This is a genomic window from Caballeronia sp. SBC1 (assembly GCF_011493005.1).
Classification (GTDB): Bacteria; Pseudomonadota; Gammaproteobacteria; order Burkholderiales; family Burkholderiaceae; genus Caballeronia.
In genome coordinates this window covers 564,818-585,770 of the sequence record NZ_CP049158.1, presented here as the reverse complement: position 1 = coordinate 585,770, position 20,953 = coordinate 564,818, and the positions used below count along the sequence as shown (strand labels likewise).

Annotated in this window: 13 protein-coding genes and 1 pseudogene; 1 reads left to right on the top strand and 13 read right to left on the bottom strand. The window is 61.8% G+C overall.

Annotated features, from left to right (window positions below; all coding sequences use genetic code 11):
• Positions 1 to 44: 44 nt before the first annotated feature.
• Positions 45 to 1,409 carry an amidase gene (locus tag SBC1_RS29560; protein ID WP_165103282.1) on the bottom strand — a complete coding sequence of 455 codons (1,365 nt, stop codon included), beginning with the start codon at positions 1,407 to 1,409 and terminating at the stop codon, positions 45 to 47.
• A 234-nt stretch (positions 1,410 to 1,643) separates the two neighbouring features.
• Positions 1,644 to 3,293, bottom strand: a complete 1,650-nt coding sequence (locus SBC1_RS29555; RefSeq protein WP_241202363.1) for an MFS transporter — start codon at positions 3,291 to 3,293, stop codon at positions 1,644 to 1,646.
• Between the two features lie 104 nt (positions 3,294 to 3,397).
• Between SBC1_RS29555 and SBC1_RS29550 the strand changes: the two genes are divergently transcribed.
• Complete coding sequence (locus tag SBC1_RS29550; RefSeq protein WP_165103279.1) at positions 3,398 to 4,270, top strand: LysR family transcriptional regulator; 873 nt, start codon at positions 3,398 to 3,400, stop codon at positions 4,268 to 4,270.
• On the opposite strand, the gene SBC1_RS40440 is transcribed toward SBC1_RS29550, so the two are convergent.
• The 11 genes and pseudogenes from SBC1_RS40440 to SBC1_RS29495 form a co-directional block, all read right to left on the bottom strand.
• Positions 4,252 to 6,384: a hypothetical protein gene (locus SBC1_RS40440; protein WP_165989106.1), complete on the bottom strand. Its 2,133-nt coding sequence runs from the start codon at positions 6,382 to 6,384 to the stop codon at positions 4,252 to 4,254. The two genes, SBC1_RS29550 and SBC1_RS40440, sit on opposite strands and share 19 nt — an antisense overlap.
• Positions 6,385 to 7,262: 878 nt before the next feature.
• A pseudogene (gene garD, locus SBC1_RS29540) lies at positions 7,263 to 7,840 on the bottom strand (galactarate dehydratase); the annotation flags it as partial.
• 15 nt (positions 7,841 to 7,855) lie between these two features.
• Entirely contained in the window at positions 7,856 to 8,695 is an 840-nt protein-coding gene (locus SBC1_RS29535) for an ABC transporter permease (RefSeq protein ID WP_370469711.1), read from the bottom strand.
• A 95-nt stretch (positions 8,696 to 8,790) separates the two neighbouring features.
• Positions 8,791 to 9,681 (bottom strand): ABC transporter permease, encoded by an 891-nt coding sequence (locus tag SBC1_RS29530; RefSeq protein WP_165103270.1) that lies wholly within the window; start codon positions 9,679 to 9,681, stop codon positions 8,791 to 8,793.
• On the bottom strand, positions 9,678 to 10,757 hold the full coding sequence (locus SBC1_RS29525; protein WP_165103267.1) for an ABC transporter ATP-binding protein: 1,080 nt from the start codon (positions 10,755 to 10,757) through the stop codon (positions 9,678 to 9,680). Before SBC1_RS29525 ends, SBC1_RS29530 begins: the two co-directional genes overlap by 4 nt.
• A gap of 94 nt (positions 10,758 to 10,851) precedes the next feature.
• Positions 10,852 to 11,964 (bottom strand): extracellular solute-binding protein, encoded by a 1,113-nt coding sequence (locus SBC1_RS29520; protein ID WP_241202407.1) that lies wholly within the window; start codon positions 11,962 to 11,964, stop codon positions 10,852 to 10,854.
• 549 nt (positions 11,965 to 12,513) lie between these two features.
• Positions 12,514 to 13,962 (bottom strand): heavy metal sensor histidine kinase, encoded by a 1,449-nt coding sequence (locus SBC1_RS29515; protein WP_165103261.1) that lies wholly within the window; start codon positions 13,960 to 13,962, stop codon positions 12,514 to 12,516.
• Positions 13,959 to 14,645: a heavy metal response regulator transcription factor gene (locus tag SBC1_RS29510; protein ID WP_031363551.1), complete on the bottom strand. Its 687-nt coding sequence runs from the start codon at positions 14,643 to 14,645 to the stop codon at positions 13,959 to 13,961. The genes SBC1_RS29515 and SBC1_RS29510 overlap by 4 nt, the downstream gene beginning before the upstream one ends.
• Before the next feature lie 129 nt (positions 14,646 to 14,774).
• A complete protein-coding gene (locus tag SBC1_RS29505; RefSeq protein ID WP_241202406.1) occupies positions 14,775 to 16,238 on the bottom strand; it encodes an efflux transporter outer membrane subunit in 1,464 nt (487 codons plus the stop codon).
• Positions 16,239 to 16,306: 68 nt separating this feature from the next.
• Positions 16,307 to 17,530 carry an efflux RND transporter periplasmic adaptor subunit gene (locus tag SBC1_RS29500; RefSeq protein ID WP_165103258.1) on the bottom strand — a complete coding sequence of 408 codons (1,224 nt, stop codon included), beginning with the start codon at positions 17,528 to 17,530 and terminating at the stop codon, positions 16,307 to 16,309.
• A gap of 15 nt (positions 17,531 to 17,545) precedes the next feature.
• A complete protein-coding gene (locus tag SBC1_RS29495) occupies positions 17,546 to 20,794 on the bottom strand; it encodes an efflux RND transporter permease subunit (RefSeq protein WP_165103254.1) in 3,249 nt (1,082 codons plus the stop codon).
• Positions 20,795 to 20,953 lie beyond the last annotated feature (159 nt).

Here is a 20,953-nt window from a genome sequence, read left to right as displayed (position 1 = left end):
CATACGCCTGGCAGGCGCCTGGCAGGCGCCTGGAATCGAACCCGTCAGGCGTTGCGCGGACCGTCCGGACCGTTGTTTGACCGCAGCTTCACAGCCTGCCAGCCGGCTCGCGCTTCCACCCACTCTGCGACCGCGAGCAAACGCTCGTCGTGTTGTGCCCCACCGATCAGTTGAGCGCCGAGCGGAAGACCAGCGGGCCCGAGGGCGATCGGCAGGGTGATGGCGGGTACGCCCAGGAATGTCCATGGAGCGCACAGCGAAGCGTCGCCGGTATAGTCGAGTCCGACCGGCGCTTCCCCTGTGGCCGGCGCGACGAGCAGCACGTCAAGACGCATCGTTTCCTGCAACCAATGGTCGAAGAGATGAGCCAGCCGCACCTGCGCAGCCCTCGCTCGCGCATAGTCAACGCTCGATACGCCGCGGCCCTCGTTGATCAACGACGTCATCACCGAACTGATCAGGCCGGGCGACCCGTCCAAAAGTGCACCGTGCACCACCGCCGCTTCTACGGCCAATATCGTCGATATCAACGCCCCCATGTCCTCCAGTTCCGCCGGCAAATCGACCGTGACGACCTGCGCTCCATCGGCTTTCAGTTGTACAGCCAACCGGGCCAACGCGCTGTCCTGAGCCGCTTCCATCGCGGTGCCAACTTGCCTGCGCAACATGCCGATACGGATGGCTGCACCGCCGTCGTTGCCCCTGCTTTTCTTCGTGCTGTGTACATGTGAAGAGTGAAAGTCCTGGTCGTCGGAACCCGACACGACTTTAAAGGCGTACGCCGCATCCCCGACGTTGGCAGTAAACATTCCGATGTGATCCAGCGATGGCGCCAGCGGCAACACGCCGGTTCTGGCAATGCTCCCATAGGTCGGTTTAAATCCCACGACACCGCAATACGCTGCGGGGCGAATAATGGAACCGAACGTCTGGGTCCCGAATGCAAGAGGAACAATCCCCGCTGACACAGCCGCGGCAGAGCCGCTGGACGAGCCGCCCGGCGTATGCTTTTCATTCCATGGATTGACCGTCGGACCCGGTTGGCGCCACGCGAACTCTGTTGTAACCGTCTTTCCTACAATGCTTCCACCTGCTTGCCGCAAGCGCGCCACGAGTACCGCATCAGTCTCGGGCATGCGGCCCGCGTACGCCGGCGAGTTGTACTCGGTCGGCATGTCCGCCGTGTCGATGAGATCTTTTATGCCGATGGGAACACCCGCGAGCGGCAACCCTATCTCGGCTTGATTGACCACCGGCTCGTCCGGCAGATAACTGAATGCGTGCAACCACGGTTGAGTTCGTCGCGCGGCCTTATCGGCGGATTCAATGCTTTGCTGGATTGTCAGAACACCGCTCTCGACAGCACGGCGGATGTCGCGCAGGGTAAGTGCGTTTGCTGGTTCGGTCATCTCGTGAATAGTCCCGGTGTATATTGCGTGGCACAAGCGTAGCGTGGCCTAAGCGCGCTAATAGTTTAGTATGCCAGCCACTTGACCCAAGAGAATAATGGCAAAGGGGGTACGTATTTGTCCAACTACCTCTAGCCGGACTGTCTTTGAGCCCGGGCGTTTGCCCAACCTTAGTAGGCATTTTCTCCCGGAAGCCTAATCAACCCGCGAGTGACGGGCATGAGAGACGCGCGTTCATCCCTGACTGAGCGGTTGCGTCCCAAGACGCGAACGTCGGCCGGCCAAACCCCATACGATCACGGCAATGACCAGCGCGAGCACGCCGGCCACGCACAGCGCCGAGGCGAAACCACTTGCGAAACTTGCCGGAGCCGCGGTTGCCAGTAACGCCTTTGCGGTGGGCGCTAAACGCTCGGTCGCGTGAACCGCGTCTCCGGCCAACAGTCTGGACATGAAGTCGGCATCCAGCGAATTCCTTACTGCTGGATCATTGGCCAACGCTGCGTCAAGCGCGGTTTGAGTTCGCGATGCAAGCACCGCACCAAGCACCCCTACTGACATGACGATCGCGGTAAACCGTGTGGTCGTGCTGATGCCGGAAGCCATGCCGGTCCGATTGGGCGGAACACACGCCATGATTGCCTTCTGCGTATCCCCGTTCAGTATGCCGGCACCACAACCCGTGACGATCATGCCCAGCGCGACCAACCAGTACCTCTGATCCATCGATACTAAGGCGGTCAATAAATTCCCCGCGCCGATCAGGCCGAGCCCGACCGTCAACAACGTGACGCTGGAAAACCGGCCCGCAAGCCATGCCCCTATGTAGGGACCCGCAATCATGGCAGTGGCAAACGGAAGCATCCCGATGCCCGCGCTAACCGCCGGCCATCCGAACGCGTTCTGCAGATACAAAGGCAGGAACGTCATCATGACCTGAGCACAGGCTGCATAGCCGAACATGCCAAGCACAGCAGCAACAAAACGCGCCTGACGAAACAGCGACAAGTCGATCATTGCATGAGCGCGGTTCTTCTCCAGTTTCAGAAATACAATAAGTAATCCTGTACATCCGCAGAACCTAGCTGCTGTTCGCAAACTTTCCCAGCCGTCTGTTTGTGTTCCGATCAGCGCCCAGATACCGAGCGCCAGTGAGGCACCGAACAACAGGCTCCCCATTACATCAATAGCCTGAGATTGTGGGTTGTGCGACTCGCGAATAGAGCGGTGCACGCACCAGGCGAGCACCGAACAGACTGGAAGGTTCAGGAGGAAAATCCACCGCCACCCGAGCCACTGCGTAATCACGCCGCCGATTAACGGCGCGACCGTGGTCGCCAGCCCCATGCACATACCCCATACAGCCCAGGCGCGCGCTCGCGAGGGTCCCTCCTGGAAGGTATTCGCTATCACGGCGAGCGCGGCGGTCAGCAACATCGACGCGCCCACCCCTTTTACCGCACGAGCGAGATTCAGGAAAAGCGCGGTGGGCGCGAGCCCGCATCCGAGCGATGCCACGCAGAAGACACCCAGGCCGATCATCATCATTTTTTTTCGGCCGAAGCGATCGGCTATGCCGCCAGCGGCCAGCAAGCACGATGCGAAGGCGACCATGTACGCACTCACGACCCACTCAACGTCCGCAAAACCTACGTGGAACGATCGCGCGATCGAGGGCAGGGAAACGGCAACGACGTTGGTATCGAGAACGATCAACGCGCAGGTTGCTGAGGCGGTGCCCAAAACAAATCGCGCTGCTCGCTTGCTCAACGGCGGGTTGAAATCCGTATCAGGCGAACGCTCGTTGTCCGCAGGCAAAGGGCTATCCGGGCGCTGCTGTTGAGACGATTGCTCATGGTTTATAAGCGGACATCTTCGAAACATGGATACCACCATCGAGAGGAAATTGATGGAGGTCATCCTATCTGTAGCCGTATTAAGCGTCACTAACGTAAGATCACAGAATTATTCACGAAAATGTTAATACAGTGAAGCTCGAACTTCGTCATATCCGATGCTTCGTTTGCGTTGCCAAGCACCTCCACTTTGCCCGCGCGGCTGAGGAGCTGGACATCGCACCGCCCTCGCTTACCAAGCAGATTCAGGAAACCGAGCGGCTGTTGAACGTGCGGCTGTTTCATCGGACCAAACGCAGCGTTGCGTTGACTGCGGCTGGAGAGGCTTACTTGCCTGAAGCGCTGGCCGCCCTTGCCCACTTGTCACGCGGGCAGGAGCTTGCCGCGTTAGCCGAGCGTGGAGAGCTGGGCCGGATCGAAGTGGGATACGTTGCGTCGGCGGCATTTGCGGGCGTGCTTCAAAGCACCGTCCGAGGATTTCGCCAAGACAATCCCCGCATTGAGATAGTCCTTAGCGAACTTGCGATGGACCGCGTGCCGGCAATGCTTGCTGAAGGTCTTATCGACGTCGCGTATGTCAGGCCGCCCATGCACTATCCAGAGGAAATCCAGGCGATCACGCTGTATCGCGATGATTTCATTCTTGCAATTCCTGAAGACTCGCTGCTGGCGGAGTCGGCAAGTGTTTCTCCTGCCCAATTGCGCGACTGTGTTTTTGCGGTGCCCGAGCAGGACTTTGGGACGTTTGAAGTCGGGCGAAGGGGGCGTTTTCAACCGCAGTTGGGCCAGAGGCCCGGACCGTTGGCAGCAGTACTGGCTTGTGTTTCGCTAGGGGGAAATGTTGCGGTGGTACCGCGCACGCTCAGCGACTGCGTTTCATTTCCAGGCGTGATTTATAAGGCGATTACTGGCAAACCGATCGTATCGGAAGTCGCCATGGCATTTCGCCGCCATGAACGTGCACCTGCCGTACGCGCTTTTATCAGTTATACGAAGCAGTTGTAGTTCGACGGCGATAGCCGTCGAATATGAGTTGAGCTCGGGCGCTTGTTTGGAGCAGGGCTCGCCGGGAACCGCGTTTCAAGTGTTGCCGGTTGACACGCGTCGGCAAGATAGGCGTTGAGGTGGCGCGCGGAGGACACAGCGGCTGTCAATGCCGTGTCCTCCCCGTTTTGGTCGTGCGTCGTTGCGTTAGTGACCGCCACCGTTTCCGCCGCCGTTTCCGCCACCGTTTCCGCTGCCGTTTCCGCTGCCATGGCCACCACTGCTTCCGCCACCGCTCGATCCTTTCCCGGATGAGCCACCGCCCTTACCACCAGCGTTTGCGCCGCCATTAGACCCTTGGCCGGATGAGCCTTTGCCCTGGCCGCCGGATGAACCACTGCCTTCGCCTCCGTTAGAACCGTGGCCCGACGAGCCAACTCCATGGCTGCTGCTGCCGTGGCCGCCGTCGTTGCCATGACCGCCATCGTTGCCGCGACCACCATCGCTTCCGTGGCCGCCATCGTTGCCATGGCCACCGTCGCTGCCGCGACCGCCATCGTTGCTGCCGTGACCGCCGTCGCTGCCGTGACCGCCATCGCTGCCGCGACCACCATCGTTGCCGTGACCAGCATCGCTGCCGTGACCACCGTCGCTGCCGTGACCGCCATCGTTGCCGTGACCACCGTCGCTGCCGTGACCGCCGTCGCTGCCGTGACCACCATCGCTGCCGTGGCCGCCGTCGCTGCCATGACCGCCGTCGTTGCCGCGACCACCGTCGTTGCCGCGACCGCCGTCGTTGCCACGACCGCCGTCGCTGCCGTGACCGCCATCGCTGCCGTGACCGCCGTCGTTGCCGTGACCACCATCGCCGCCGCGACCGCCGTCGCTGCCGTGACCGCCGTCGCTGCCGCGACCACCATTGCTTCCGTGGCCGCCGTTGCTGCCATGACCGCCGTCGTTGCCGCGACCACCGTCGCTGCCGTGACCGCCGTCGCTGCCGTGACCGCCGTCGCTGCCGTGACCGCCATCGCTTCCGTGGCCGCCGTCGCTTCCGTGGCCGCCGTCGCTGCCATGACCGCCGTCGTTGCCGCGACCACCGTCGCTGCCGTGACCGCCGTCGTTGCCGTGACCACCATCGCCGCCGCGACCGCCGTCGTTGCCGTGACCGCCGTCGTTGCCGTGACCGCCGTCGTTGCCATGGCCACCATCGCTGCCGTGACCGCCGTCGTTGCCGTGACCGCCGTCGTTGCCATGGCCACCATCGCTGCCGTGACCACCATTGCTGCCGTGACCGCCGTCGTTGCCATGGCCACCATCATTGCCATGACCGCCATCGCTTCCGTGGCCTCCGTTGTTGCCGTGGCCGCCGTCGCCTTGACCTGACCCGCTGCCCGTATTACCGCCAGAGTTTCCCCCTGAGTTACTGCCAGAACTACTACCGGTCGACCCGGAACCACCACCAGAGCCAGCACCTGCGCCGCCCGAACCACCGGACGCACCGCTGCTGCCACTGCCACTGCCCGACCCACCACTACCACCGTTAGAACCCGATCCGCTACCCGCACCGGCGCCGCTGCCGCCCGACCCACCGCCGGATGCACCGCTACCACCGCCACTTCCACCACCACTCCCCGACCCGCCGCTTCCGCCGTTAGAACCCGATCCGCTACCCGCGCCGGCGCCGCTGCCGCCCGAGCCACCGCCGGACGCTCCGCTACCACCGCCACTTCCACCCCCACTCCCTGACCCACCGCTTCCACCGCTAGAACCCGATCCACTACCCGCACCGCCCCCGCCGCCTGAGCCACCACCGGATGCACCGCTACCGCTGCCGCTGCCACTCCCACCACCGCTCCCATGTCCGCTGTTACCGCCAGATCCCGAGCCGCCGCTGTTGCCGTTGCCAGACCCCGTACCGCTACCGCCACCACCGGTACTACCGTTGGCCGTCCCCGTCCCAGCGCCAGTACCGCTTCCCGAACTCCCTGCACCACCTCCGCTCGCACCGGCACCACTACCGCCTGAGCTGCTGCCTGTACCGCCGCCCGACACGCCACCCGAGGCTCCGCTCCCCGTCCCCTTGCCTTGGTTACCTGATCCCGTACCGCTACCTGAAGTCCCGTTCGACGAATCATCGCCGTGCCCTTCAGCGGCAACGCCGCTGTTAGACCCTGTCGCCGACGCGACGGCGGAACCCGACTCCTCTGAACTGGATGTATCGGACTCCATGCCATATCCATCATTCTCGGGTCCGCAATTTCCCGCCATCAGCTTGTGGTGACTGTCGTAACAAGGCAGCAATGGTGCTGCCGAAAGCGGTGTGCTTCCGGCTTGCGCATTGGCCATCGGCGGAATGGCGCTGGCGATAACAATGCAGCTCACTCGAAGAGCGGTCTTCAAATTTCTTTTATAAGCAGTACTCATATTTCCCCCGGATTGAAACGCGTTGTTATTCCGCGTTCCCCCTCAATCAAGGACGCGACGTGATCCTAGAATGACAGCCTGAAAGAAGCGTTCTGTGCGCTGCGCCACGTGAGTCGGGGGAGATGGTTCGAGAGGGTGCGAGAGAGCGCAGAGAACGTTTGCGCATACCGGTCAAAGACACATGGAAAACCCGGTACGCTAATCGAAAACCCTGATGCGGCGCCTGTTTTATAGGGGTTTTATCGATTCCGAACGCCCATCACGTGTTCAATTCCGATGCACCCAGATCTTGTGCAACGCAATAAGACTCAAACACGTAGAAAACAACCGTCGACAACGCTCTCGTCGTGACTGCGAGGTCATCTTGCAGAGGGAGCGAGGGGTTGGCGATGCAATCGAAAAAACAAGGTGGAAATCACAACATCGCGTAGGGAAACACCGGCGTGATTGCTGCTGGGGAGATAAACCGAAGGATGGTAAAACGATGGAGAAAAGAGATCACCGCCTAGCCGAACTATCTATTGGCTGGCCAGCCGGCGGGTCAGGCCACCGGCGCCGGATTAAAAAAAACGGGGGTGGTATGCAGCAACAACCCGCCTTTCCTGTTTCCCAGCGTGGTATTCGCGCTGCGGTCCGCGCCGCCGCGCTTCAGATCCGTGTCGTACCACTGCATCTCGCGGATGATCGCCCGTGCAACGTCCGCGTTGGCGGTGCGGCTCGTCAATTGGTCTACGCCATCGCCGACCTCGGTCACTTCGGCTTCGGAAAACATCACGGTCGCGCCCGCATGCATCGGAAGATCTGTCGCAAAGCCGACGGCGGGAATCGCCGCGAGTCTGGAGAGGGCGTCGCTGCCGCCGCATGCACGCCGATCGCAAGATCGGAGGCAGGACACGTTTCGCGCAGCCACTGATTCAGCCGTTCTAGATAATGCGTAGCAGTACACATGATGTAGTCGATCATCGACTGGAAACCGACGTGTGCGTTGGCCTGCAGCACGACAACGTCACCATCGAATCGCCCTGCCGTTGCAATCGGACTCGCGCGGACAGGCATCAAGTGCTCAGGCGGTAGCTTTCCGCACCGGAGGCTCACGGTCATCACTTCGCCGCCAAAGTTTGGAGTGAGGCTGATATTGCGCACGGCGCGAATAGGCGCCATGGCCTCGCGACTGCTCGCCCATCACTGACGCTGTTCCTTGACGCGCGAAACGAGTTGCGTCGGGCTCACGAACTGCAGCGCGATCAATACCCATACCAGCGTGATCGCCATGTAGATCATCGCCATTGCATCGATGGATTGAGGCGCGCGCACGCCCGTCGAAAAGACCGCGTAATACAGCGCGACCACCAGCGTTTGCGTTGTCGGCCCGGCGGTAAAGAACGTCAGCTCGAACATGCCGATAGTGCGCACGAGCACTAGCAAGCCCGCCGCCAACATGCCCGGCATCAGCAGCGGCAGCAGCACGTAGCGGAAATACTTCGCTGTGTTCGCACCGAAAATACGCGCGGCTGCTTCAAGGTTCGGATCGATCTGTTCAATGAACGGTGTCATCACGAGAATGACGAACGGCAGCGCGGGCACCAGGTTCGCCAGGATCACGCCGCTCAACGTCCCGGCAAGACCGACCTTATACATGACGGTTGCCATGGGGATACCGTAAGTGACGGGTGGGACCATCAGCGGCAGCAGGAACACGAGCATCGCGAAACGCTTGCCGCGAAATTGCACGCGGGCAAGCGCGTACGCGGCCGGCACACCCAATGCAATCGACAGGAGCACCACCGCGCCAACCACCTCGACCGTCACCCACAACACGCTCGCAAGCTGGAAGTCGCTCCATGCCTGCGCGTACCAGTGCAGCGTGAATCCTGCCGGCAGCAGCGTGCCGAACCAGCGCGTTGCGACCGAGTTGACGGCAACGGTCGCGATCAGCAGCAGCACGTTGAACAGGAAGAACGCCATCGCGCCCCAGACGAACATCTTCCAGAGCCGGTCGCCAAGGCTTAAGCGCGGTTTCATCGGCTTGGCCGGTTGTGCGCCGTCGTTGTGGCTATCGCGAGTAGCCGAGGTCTGAGTGGGAGCCGTCCAGGCAGGTGCATGATTATCGGTCACCATCAGCCTTTACCTCCGGTCACCGGACCTGTGTAGAAGAAGCGGCGCGCGCTCAGCATGCCTGCCACTACCAGCAACTGTACAAAGCCCATCACCATCGCGATCGCCGAGGCGAGGGAATAGTCGTAGCTTTCGAATGCGGCTTCGGCCGCGGCTATCGAGATTACTCGCGTGGGTCCGGCCGGTGCACCAAGCAGCACTGCCGACGGGAACACCGAGAACGCCTGCACGAAGGACAAACACGCGGCCATGGTCAACCCGGGCATCAACAGCGGCAGGTAGATCTGGCGAAACTGCTCCCTGGGACTGGCCCCCAAGGTGGCCGCAGCGCGCGCAAGCGTAGGATCAATGCCTGTCACATACGAGAGCGTCAACAGAAAAGCGAACGGAAACCCCGACACGATCAGCGATATCAACACGCCCCAATAGTTATGCGTGAGACGCACTTCATCGCTATATAAATGCAGTCCGTGCACCGCTTGAGAGAACCATCCGTTCGGACCGAAATAGGTCAGCATGCCGTCGGCGATCAGCACCGTGCCCAATGTCACGGGAATCACCAGCAGCGTGGTCACGAACTTCTGATACGGCGAACTCCGGCGCAAAGCAAAGGCGACCGGAACCGAGAGACCCACGTTGATGATCGTCGCCGGCACCGCAAGCTTCAAGGTGACGATGATGGTGGGCCACATCGCGGTGTCGGTGAAAAAGGCGATGTAGTTCGCGAACGCGGAGCCGCCGTTCATCGGCTGGAACGACAGCACGAGGCCGTACACGAACGGATAAACAAACAGTGCGAGGATAAAGATCAGCGCGGGAGAAACCAGCCACGCCTTCGCGTCACGCGGGACGGCGGAAGGGAGCGGAACGTTCGGCAGGGTCGGCGAGTTCATGGCGTTTCCCCGTCGTACACCAGCGTGCGCGATGGCGGAACACGCAGGCAAATTGGTTCACCCACCGCCACGTCACCCGTCACGCGTGCCCACAGATTGCCGAACGCGGCCTTCACGCGAATCAGCGAATCGTGGCCGCCGTACTCCACGGTCAGTACCTCTGCATCGAACGCATTCTCGGCTCCTGGCGCAGACCGATCAAGGTCTTCGGGACGCATGGCGACACTCACGCGTTTGCTGTCGAAGCCGGCCATCGGCATGCCGATCAGCCGCACGCCGTCCGAGCTCACGGCCACCCCTTCGCCCTGCATGCCTTCAAGCGTAAATTGCGCCACGTTCCGATACCCCATGAAGCGCGCGACATGCAAGTTGCCCGGCCGTTCATAGATTTCCTTCGGCGACGCGACCTGCTGCACGGTCCCTTCACGCATTACGACAATGCGGTCGGCCATCGAAAGCGCTTCGTCCTGATCGTGGGTCACGTAGATCGTTGCGCGTCCGAGCTGGCTGTGAATGCGCCGGATCTCGGCACGCATTTCAATGCGCAGCTTGGTATCCAGATTCGACAACGGTTCGTCCATCAGCACAAGCGCCGGTTCGATCACGATCGCCCGCGCGATAGCAACGCGCTGCTGCTGGCCGCCGGACAATTGCCCCGGCAGCTTCTTCTCCTGACCAACGAGCTGCACCATCTGCAGCGCTTCGTACGCGCGACGGGCGGCTTCGCTCTTCGCCATGCCGCGCATCTTGAGACCGAACCCCACGTTGTCGAGCACGGACATATGCGGGAACAGCGCGTAGTTCTGGAACACCATGCCGAAGCCGCGTTTTTCCGGCGGCAGAACATCTATCCGCTGGTCGTCGAGCCAGATCCGTCCGCCGGTGAGCGGTTGCAAGCCGGCGATGCAATTAAGCGCCGTCGACTTGCCGCATCCGGACGGCCCCAGCAACGCGATAAATTCCCCGCGTTGGATGTTCAGGGCGAGACCGCGGAGCGCCGCGACCGCCTGACCTTCGGCGTTCATGAAACTGCGGCTGACCGAATCAAGGCGCAACTCATCAAACTGATGCTTCATGGCAGGTTCCCGAGGCTAAGAACGACACCGTGCAGCGGACTTGACGCAATCATCAAGCCGCCGCACGGCCGTTAAAATTACGCCGACTCTAAAACTACTTCGACTTCTGCGAGCCGATCTCGCGGTCCCATTTCTGGAACGCGGCGACCATCGCGCTAGCGCTCAGCGGCACCACATGCGGATGATCGGCAAGCAGCTTCGCGTATTCCGGCCGGCCGTACTTCTTGATGACTTCCTGGCTCTTCGCCGGCGCCTGATCGATCGTCACGCCCTTCACTGCCGGACCCGGATAGAAATAACCATCGTCGAAGGTCATTGCCTGCTGCGCGGGTTCAAGCATGAAGTTCATCATCTTGTAGAGCACGTCGAGCTTTTCCTTCGGCACGCCGTTCGGGATCACCATGTAGTGGGCGTCGTTGACCCACGTCATGTTGTCGAAGGACTGGACCTTGAATTCGGCCGGCACGATGCCGAGCGCGCGCGGGTTGATATCCCAGCCGGTCACGGTCACCGTCATGTCGCGCGAGCCTTCGCCCAGTTCCTTCATCACTGCCGACGTGCCACCCGGGTAGTAAGGAATGCAGTCGTTCAGTTGCTTGAGGAACGCCCAGGTCTTGTCCCAGCCGTTGATCGGGTCTTGCGGATTCTTGTCGCCGAGCACATAGGGCAAGCCCATCAGGAAGGTGCGGCCGGGACCGGAATTGGCCGGGCGTGCATAGATCAGCTTGTCCGGATGCGCCTTGCACCACGCGAGCAATTGGGCAGGCGTCTTCGGCGGATCAGTCACCTTGGCCGGGTTGTATTCGATCAACGGACCCGCGGGCATGTACGTCACTTCAATGCCGTAGCCTTGCGCCAGATCCTGCATCTTGCGCGGACCGGGCGCGTATTTATCGAGTACGCCGGGGAATGCCGCGGCTTGATCCGGCAGCAGCTTCATCCAGAGCTTTTGTTCGATACCCGCGGCAAGCGCGTCCGTGCCGGTCAGCACGAGGTCGATATCCGAGCGGCCGGCCGCCTGCATCGCCTTGATCTTGCCGGGCAACTGCGGTGCGGGTGCGTTGGTGAACGTGATGTTGGAGACGAGTTGCGGGTACTTCTCCTTGAAGGCTTCGAACGCCTTCTGCGTCAGTTGCAGGTTGCCCGCCACGTCCACGATGTTGATCGCCACCGGGTCCGCCGCGTGTGCGGCAGGTGCGGTAACCATAGACACCGCGGTGACCGCGGTAACCGCCGCCACGGCGCTCAACGCCATGCGCAGCACTCCCAGCTTCGCCGACAAACGGACGGACCGAATCATTTCGTCTCCTCGTTCTTTGTATGGATTTTATTGCGGATCGCGCGCCACGAATGGACCGCAGCAAGATTGGCTTCGCGGCGCATTCATCGATGTATGTTGTCGTATAAGAACATAGCGGTGACGAGGCGCGTTTTCTATCACCGTAAACCCCTAACCGCAATGACTTGGGTCTTCCAGGCAAAAGTCCGACAGATATCGCTCTAACCCGCTCCAACCCTTCTGGATATTCGTTCCCACGATTTAAACGGAGACGAAATCAAATCAATACGAAGGCAGCATGACGTCGAACAGGGGCGTAAATATCATAGGCCACGTTGTACGACAACCTATGTTTTGAGCGAACGAAGAGATACGGTGTTTAGTAACACGAAAAAAGCGAATGAAGGAAATTATTGCCCAAAAGAGCCGCTCCCCGGCGCGCGAAGCGCCGGGCAAGCCTGGAAACCAACATCCATCTCAATGACCTGCCGAGGCCGGCTGCATTGGCACTCCGGACGACGCATCGGCGGCCGGTGATCCAGGGCGCGCACTCTCCTCGCTGCGCGACGCGGCGACCGAGAACGCGAATGTGTTGACGCCCCCGACGCTGGCAGCGGACACCTTGCCACCATGCATTTCCGCAGTCGCCTTGACGATCGCCAAGCCCAGTCCATGATTCTCACGGCTGTTGGTCCGGGAAACCTCCGCGCGATAAAACCGGTCGAACAGATGATCGAGCACGGAGCGCTCGATCGGCTCCCCCGGATTGGCCACAGCCACGCGCACCTGATCACCTTCGCGGGTGATCGAAACCTTGATGGTCGATCCCGGCGCGCAATGCTGGATCGCGTTCATCAGGAGATTGATGCACGCGCGCCCGAATAGCGACTTGTTCACCTGCACGAGCGCGTCGCCGGTAGCGACCGCGCGCACGTGCGCCTCCTCGAGCGGGATCTCTAGAAACTCCAGCGTGTGGGCGACTTCCGCGGCAAGCGATGCATCGACAAGCCCCGTCGCGCGTTCGCCCTGATCGGCTCGCGCGAGAAACAGCATGTCGTTGATGATCGCCCGCATGCGCTCGAACTCTTCCAGATTCGACTGCAACGTGTGACGCAGGTCGTCGACCGAGCGGTTGCGGGTCAGCGCCACTTCGGTCTGCCCGATCAGGATGGTGACGGGCGTGCGCAACTCGTGTGCGACATCGGCATTGAACGATTCAAGCCGCCCGTAAGCGCCATCAAGACGCTCAAGCGCCCCGTTGAATGAGTTGGCGAGATCGTTGAGTTCCAGCGGCAGCGAGCGCGTATTCAGCCGCTGCGAGCGATTGTTCGGGCTCACCGCCGATGCATCGCGGGTCAGCCGCGTGAGCGGCGCAAGCCCGATCCGGGTGACCGAATAACTCAGCAGCAGCACCCCGAGACTGCCCAGGGCGGACAAGGCGGCAAGCGCAAAGCCGAATGCCCGCATGGTCCGTGCGTTGGCTGAATAACCGGCCGCGACTTGCAGCATCACGGCCGGCCGCGCGCCATACGCGGGCAGCTCGACCGTGTTGGTCAGCATGTCGTTTTCGCTGCCGGGACCGGTTCGCACCCGTGCATAGCCGCCCGACCAGCGGTCCATGACCTGTCCGGTGACGGGCTTGCCGAAGTGGTAGGACGAATCGGCGCTCCACACCGAATACAGCGTGACCCCGTCGCGCGGGGTCATGTCGGTGAGCTTCTCGCGCGCCATTTTCCATTTTTCAGGCGTGATCGCGTGATAGACGATGATCCGCGCGATCTGCGTGCGGTCGTCGAGTGACTCGCGCAAATGCAGTTCGAGTTGCGTGCGCAACACCAGGAAAAGCCCGGTTCCGACCAGCGTGAAGACAAACAGCGCGACGGCCGCGAACATGAAAGCCAGACGTCGGGCGATGGATCGATTCATGATGTTCCCGCTTCTTCGCGGACCTCCAGCACATAGCCCATGCCGCGCACCGTGTGCAGTAATTTGGTCGGGAATGGGCCGTCCAGCTTGGCCCGCAAGCGCTTGATCGCGGTTTCCACCACATTGGTATGGCTGTCGAAATTGACGTCCCAGACCAGTTCGGTGATCGCCGTCTTCGACAGGATATCGCCCTGGCGGCGAGCCAGCACGCTCAGCAACTGGAATTCCTTGGCCGTCAGGTCCAGCCGCACGCCGTCACGCGTGGCCCGCCGGCCGATCAGGTCGACGTACAGGTCGCCCAGGGAGATCAGCGTCGACTCCTGCACGCGAGTGCGGCGCGCCAATGCATGCAGCCGCTCGACCAGTTCCAGGAAGGAGAACGGCTTGGTCAGGTAGTCGTCGGCGCCTTCGCGCAGGCCCCGCACCCGGTCGTTGATCTGGTCGCGCGCGGTCAGCATGATGACGGGCGTGGCCTTATGCGCGCGTAGCGACTTCAGCACGCTGAAGCCGTCGCGTTTGGGCAGCATCACGTCGAGCACGATCACGTCGTAGTCGAATTCGATCGCGAGATGCGTGCCTTCCTCGCCGTCAAGGGCAACGTCGACTATCCAGCCCTGCTCGGTCAAGCCGGAGCGCAGGTAGTCAACCACCTTGTGTTCGTCTTCCACGATGAGCAGTTTCATGCGCGCCTTCTTATGTACGTCTTCCCATTATAGGAAAACGTTGTGTCCCCCTCCGGCGAGTGGCGAACCCCGGTCTGGCGTGCTCCGGCGCGCGCGGCCCGGGTCGGGCCTCGCCACTCGCGTGTCAAATCAGTCCGGCGGGCTGGTGTTGGTTGCCGCCGTTTTCTCCGGTGCTGCCGTGGTCACATCCCAGCCGCCCCCCAACGCTTTCACCAGCGACACCGACATCGTCCATTGCTGGCCGTGAATCTGCACGTCCTGGCGCTCGCTCGTGAGCAGCGACTGCTGGGCAGTGATCACATCGAGGAAGGCAACCAGGCCGCCCGAATAACGATCGTTGGCAAGCGAGAGCAAACGCCGCGCGTCAGTGACGGCCTCCTGCGACTCCTTCGATGCCGCGTCGAGCACCGACAACCCGGTCACGCCGTCCTGCACCTGCTGGAACGCATTGAGCACCGTCTGGCGATAGTTCGCCTCAGCCGCCTGGTACCCCGCACTCGCAAAGTCGACATTGGCGGCACGCCGGCCGCCATCGAAGACGACTTGCGAGAGCGTTGCACCCAGTGTCCACATCAGCGTCGGTGCGCTCAACAAGCTGGCGAACTGCGTGCTTTCCCAGCCGATGCCAGGCATCAGCGAAAGGCTCGGGAAAAACGCGGCTTTCGCCACGCCGATCTGCGCGTTTGCAGCAGCCATCGCGCGTTCTGCCGACGCAATGTCAGGGCGCCGCTGCAGCAGATCGCTCGGCAGTCCGAGCGGAATCGCGGGCACAGCGGTATCGATCACCTTCGGCTCAATGGCGAACTGCGGTGCGGGAACACCGATCAGCGCAGCAATCGCATGCTCGAACTGGGCGCGCTGGTTGAGCAGCAAGCGAGCCTGGACCTTTGTAGAGTCGAGTTCGGATTTCTGCTGCAGCACGTCAAGCCCGGATACTGAACCGAGGTCATGTTCCGTGGTCACGTAATCCAGCGCCTTCTGCTGCAGGACAACTGAACGGTTCAGCACGTCGATCTCGGCATCGAGTTCGCGCATTGAAAAGTAGTCGCTCGCCAGGTCCGTGGTCAGCACGAGCCGCGCGTTGGCGAGATCGTCGCGTGATTGTTCGGCGGATGCTGTCGCACCTTCCACTTCGCGGCGAATCCGGCCAAACAGGTCGGTGTCGTAGTTGATAGTGGGACCGAGCTGGATGTTGTTCTGCACCGTCGACTGGGTCGGCGTGGCGTAGTTGGTCAGCGGCCGGTTCTGCGATATCCGGAAGCGCGACCCGTTGGCGCCCAGATCGACCTCGGGCACCTGCTGCGCCTTGTTGTTCGCGAGCGTTGCACGTGCCTGCGCGTAATGCGCGCTGGCGGCGGCGAGCGTCTGGTTCTGCGCAAGCGCTTGCTGTTCGAAGCCGTTCAACGATTCATCGCCGAAACTGGTCCACCACTCCGGAGCCAGCGGCGCGTGCGACGGCTCGGCGAGACGCCAGTACGAGTCGGTATGCCACGCGGGCGGTGCATCGGCGTGAGGCTGCTTGTAGTCCGGCCCAACCGTGCAAGCGGACAGCAGAACCGCTCCGGACGCCACCACGGTCGTACTGGCCAGCAGCGTCTTGAGCCGTGCCGGCAGAGTCGGCCGCTGAACCGGCCGCTGAACCGGCCACTGGCGCGCGCGCTTCACGACGTCCCCTTCTTGGCAGGCTGCTGCGGCGCGATCAGGACATGGTCGCCGTCCGCAATCGAATCGCTCGGATTGATGATGATCTTGTCGGTTGCTTCAATGCCGCTTTCAATCTCCAGCGACGGTCCCAGGTCCTGCGCAATCACGATCTTGCGCAGGTCGACCTTGCCGTTCTGGTCGACCACCGCAACCCGCGGCCCTTCCGAGCGAAACAGCAGCGCATTGCCCGGCACCAGCAAAGGTGCCCGCACGGTAGCCGGCAGCGCTACCTGTACATACGCACCCGGGCGCAGCTTGTTATCCGGATTGGGCAGGCGCACTTCGATCTGCAGCGAACGGGTCGGGACATCGATTGCGCCGGAGATATTGGCAATCGAGCCGTGGAACTGCTGGCCCGGCAATTCCGCCTGCGTGACGATGACATCCTGCCCTTGCTTCACGTTCTGCGCATAAGCCTGCGGAAGCTGCACATAGACTCTGAGCGGGTCCGACTGCGCCAGCGCGAAGAGCGCCCGGCTTGCACCGCTGCCGGCATCGATCAAATCGCCCACGTCCACGTTGCGCTGCGTCACCACGCCTGCGAACGGAGCGACGATGCGCTTGAACGATTCAAGCTGCTTCAGGCGCTGAACGTTGGCGTTCGCTGCCGCAAGATTCGCGACGTCCTGCGTGTACGTGCTCTGGCGTTCATCGAGTTCCTGTTGAGACACCGCATCGCGTTGGCGCAACTGCTGCCAGCGCTCGAACGAGCTCTTCGCGAGCACGAGACTGGACGACGCCTGGTCCCGTTGCGCCACCGCCTGCGCGAGTTCCTGATCGATCTCAGGGGTATCGAGATCAGCGAGCAACTGGCCTTGCTTCACCCGCGTGCCAATATCTGCATACCAGTGCAGCAGATAACCCGTGGCGCGCGCGTAGATAGGCGACTCCACGTAGCCGCGCAACGTGCCCGGCAGCAACGTGTCACCGCCGCCCGCAGCTTGCTTGGGCGAGACGACGTTCACATACACCTTCGCGTTTTGCTGCGAGGTCGCGGCCACCGAGTGGCTTTGCATCACGTCCGACACCACCGTGCGCCCGGCGCCCAGTACGAGCAGGACCAGCACCACGATGATCGCGATCTTCGCGCGTTTCCATTCACGGCCGCGAGGCGGTAGTGCGTGGCCGCTCTCGGTGTCCCTTGCAGGGATCGCCAGTGAAGCATGAGTTTTTTCTGTCATATCAGTCAGCCATATTTAACTTGGAGCATGCTCGCCGGCGCCATGACCCGGGCCATCGTGGCCGGGGCGGCCGGGGTGGCCTGAGTTGCCGCCGCCATGATCGTCGCCGTCACCCGCCAAACGATCACGCCGCCGGGCCAGCCGGCTGTGAATACCCGCAAACACGAGCGGCACGAAAAAGAGTGTGGATACAGTAGCAAACAGCAATCCGCCGATCACCGCCCGCCCGAGCGGCGCGTTCTGTTCGGCGCCTTCGCCGAGACCGAGCGCCATCGGAATCATGCCGATGATCATGGCAAACGCCGTCATCAGCACCGGCCGGATACGGCTCGCGCCGGCTTCCAGCGCTGCAGTGAGCGGCGGTGCGCCGGCTTGCAACCGCTGGCGCGCGAAGGACACCATCAGGATACTGTTCGCGGTCGCGACACCCATCGTCATGATGGCGCCGGTGAGCGCCGGAACGCTCAGGTGCGTGCCGGTGAGGAACAGCATCCAGACGATGCCGGCAAGCGCCGCCGGCAACGCGCTGACAATGATCAGCGGGTCAACCCACGACTGGAAATTCACCACGATCAGCAGGTACACCAGCACGATCGCCATTGCCACGCCGACACCCAGCCCAAAGAACGACGATCGCATGGTCGCGACCTGGCCGCGCACGATGATCTGGCTGCCGCGCGGCAGGGTTGCGCGGGCCTGGTCCACGAGCTTGTCGACCTGCCGCGCAATGCTGCCGAGGTCACGCCCTTCCACGCTCACGAACACGTCGATGACCGGGCGGATGTTGTAGTGCGTCACCACCGCGAACTGGTTTTGCGGCGTGACCTGCACAAGGTTGCCGAGCAGTTGCGTGGGCCCGGTGGCGCTGCCGGAAACCGGCGTGCGCAGCAATTCGTCGATCGATGACACCTGGTACTGAGGCGTCTGCACCGCGACCTGATATTCAACGCCGTTCTTGTTGTTGAACCAGAAACCCGGCGATGTCTGCGAGCTGCCCGACAGCGAAATCAGCACGTTCTGCGCGACGTTGCTCGCCGTCAGGTTGAGCTGCTGGAGCCGGGTGCGGTCCATCTGCAGGTTGAGCGCGGGTTCGTCGAGCTTCTGCTGGATGTGTGTGTCCACCGTGCCGGGAATCTGGCGGATCGATTTCATCAGCTTCGCCGCGACTGCGAAATTACCCTGCTGGTTGGCGCCGGAAATCTGCACGTCGATAGCGGCCGGCAGACCGAAGTTCAGGATCTGCGTCACGATGTCCGCAGGCTGGAAGAAAAATTCGACGCCCGGAAAGCGCTGCGGAAGTACGGCACGCAACTTGTCCACGAAGTTCTGCGTGGGCTCGTGGTCCGGCTTCAACGCCACCTGGATCTCGCCGTCGAGCGTACCGATCGTGCCCGCGTTGCTGTACGACAAGTTGATGCCGCTATACGGCAAGCCGAGGTTATCCAGGATTGTGTTGAGCTGAGCCGCGGGCACGACCTGCCGCACCACGTCTTCAACGTGATCAGCCAGCCGCGCGGTTTCCTCGATCCGCGTACCCGTTGGCGCACGCATATGCAGGCGAATATCGCCGGCGTCGACCGTCGGGAAGAAGTCCTCGCCAAGCACGAACACCAATCCCACCGACAGCACGCAAAAGCAGAGAAACATCGTTGCGAACATCCGGCGCCGCACGAGCAGCGTGCTCAGGATCACGATGTAGGTGGCGCGCATGCGCTCGAAGCCCGCATCGAAACGGTGATACAGACGCATGAACAGATTCGGCTTCGAACCGTTCTTCGGCTTGTGCGCATGGCCCATCAGCAGCATTGCGAGTGTTGGCACCAGCGTACGCGACAGGATGTACGACGCCAGCATCGCGAACACCACGGCCTCGGCGAGCGGCACGAACAGGAATTTCGCCACGCCCGTCAGGAAGAACATGGGCACGAACACAATACAGATACACAGCGTGGAGACGAGTGCAGGAACCGCGATTTCGCCGGCCCCTTCAAGAATGGCCTCGTGCAGGTCCGTACCCATGTGCAGGTGCCGCTCGATGTTCTCGATGGTCACCGTGGCATCGTCCACCAAAATACCCACCGCCAGCGCGAGCCCCCCCAGCGTCATGATGTTGATGGTCTGCCCGAGCGCATGCAGCACCAGCAATGACGAGAGGATCGACAACGGAATGGAGACCGCGATAATGCAGGTGCTGCGCCAGTTGCCGAGGAACAGCAGGATCATCGCGGCCGTCAGTGCGGCGGCGATCAGCGCTTCGCGAATCACGCCCTGCACGGCTGCCTTGACGAACACCGACTGATCGAAAAGCGGCGTGATGACGAGGTCCGGCGGCAACGAGGCCCGCGCACTCGGCAACAGCGCGTAAAGAGAATTGACGATGGACAGAGTAGACGCGCTGCCGCTTTTGAGTATCGAGATCAGGACGCCGCGATGACCGTTCTGACGCACGATATTCGTCTGCGGAGAGAACCCGTCGCGCACATGGGCGACTTCTCTCAGGTAGGTGGTCGCACCGTTGAGCGTGCGCACCGGAATGTCGTTCAGCGCGGCAATGGTGGCCGGCGAACCATTCATGTTGATCGTGTATTCCTTCATCCCGATCTTGGCCGTGCCGGTCGGCAGGATCAGGTTCTGTGCGTTGAAGGCACTCACCACGTCCGAGGGCGTGAGGCCCTTCGCCAGCAGCGCGCGTGTATCCAGATCGACCGAAACCAGCCGGCTTTTGCCGCCGTACGGATAAGGCACGGCCGCACCGGGAATGGTCACCAGTTGCGGTCGCAGAAAGTTCAAGGCGGTATCGTTCAGGTCCTGCTCGGACAGCGTGGTACTGGACAATCCCAGTTGGATCACCGGGATACTCGAGGCCGAATAACTGATCACGAGCGGCGGCGTGGCGCCCGGCGGCATCTGCTTCAACTGAGCCTGCTCGACCGCTACCGTCTGGGCAATAGCGGTCTGGATATTCGCAGTGGGTTGAAGAAATATCTTCAGGATCGCGATACCGGGCAGCGATTGCGACTCAATGTGCTCGATGTCGTTGACGGTCGTGGTCAGGCTGCGCTCATTGACCTGCGTAATACGGTTGGCCATGTCCTCGGCTGACAGGCCCGTGTAATTCCAGATGATGCTGACGACGGGGATGTTGATGTCCGGCAGGACGTCGACCGGCGTTGTCAGGAGCGCAAACGGCGTCGCCAACAGGATCAGGATGGCCATCACGATAAACGTGTAGGGCCGCTTTAGCGCAACGTTGACGATCCACATTGAGGCGCGCTCGAAAAAAGCAGGAAAGAAAAATGAACCGCTGGAATGCAGCCACGACGCCGTCCAGGCAAAGCCATCAGGCAATGCTTGCACACGACGAGCCGGATCGAGTGCGGCCCGAAGCCGTGCGGCCTTTCATGCAGCCAACAGGCCACCGAT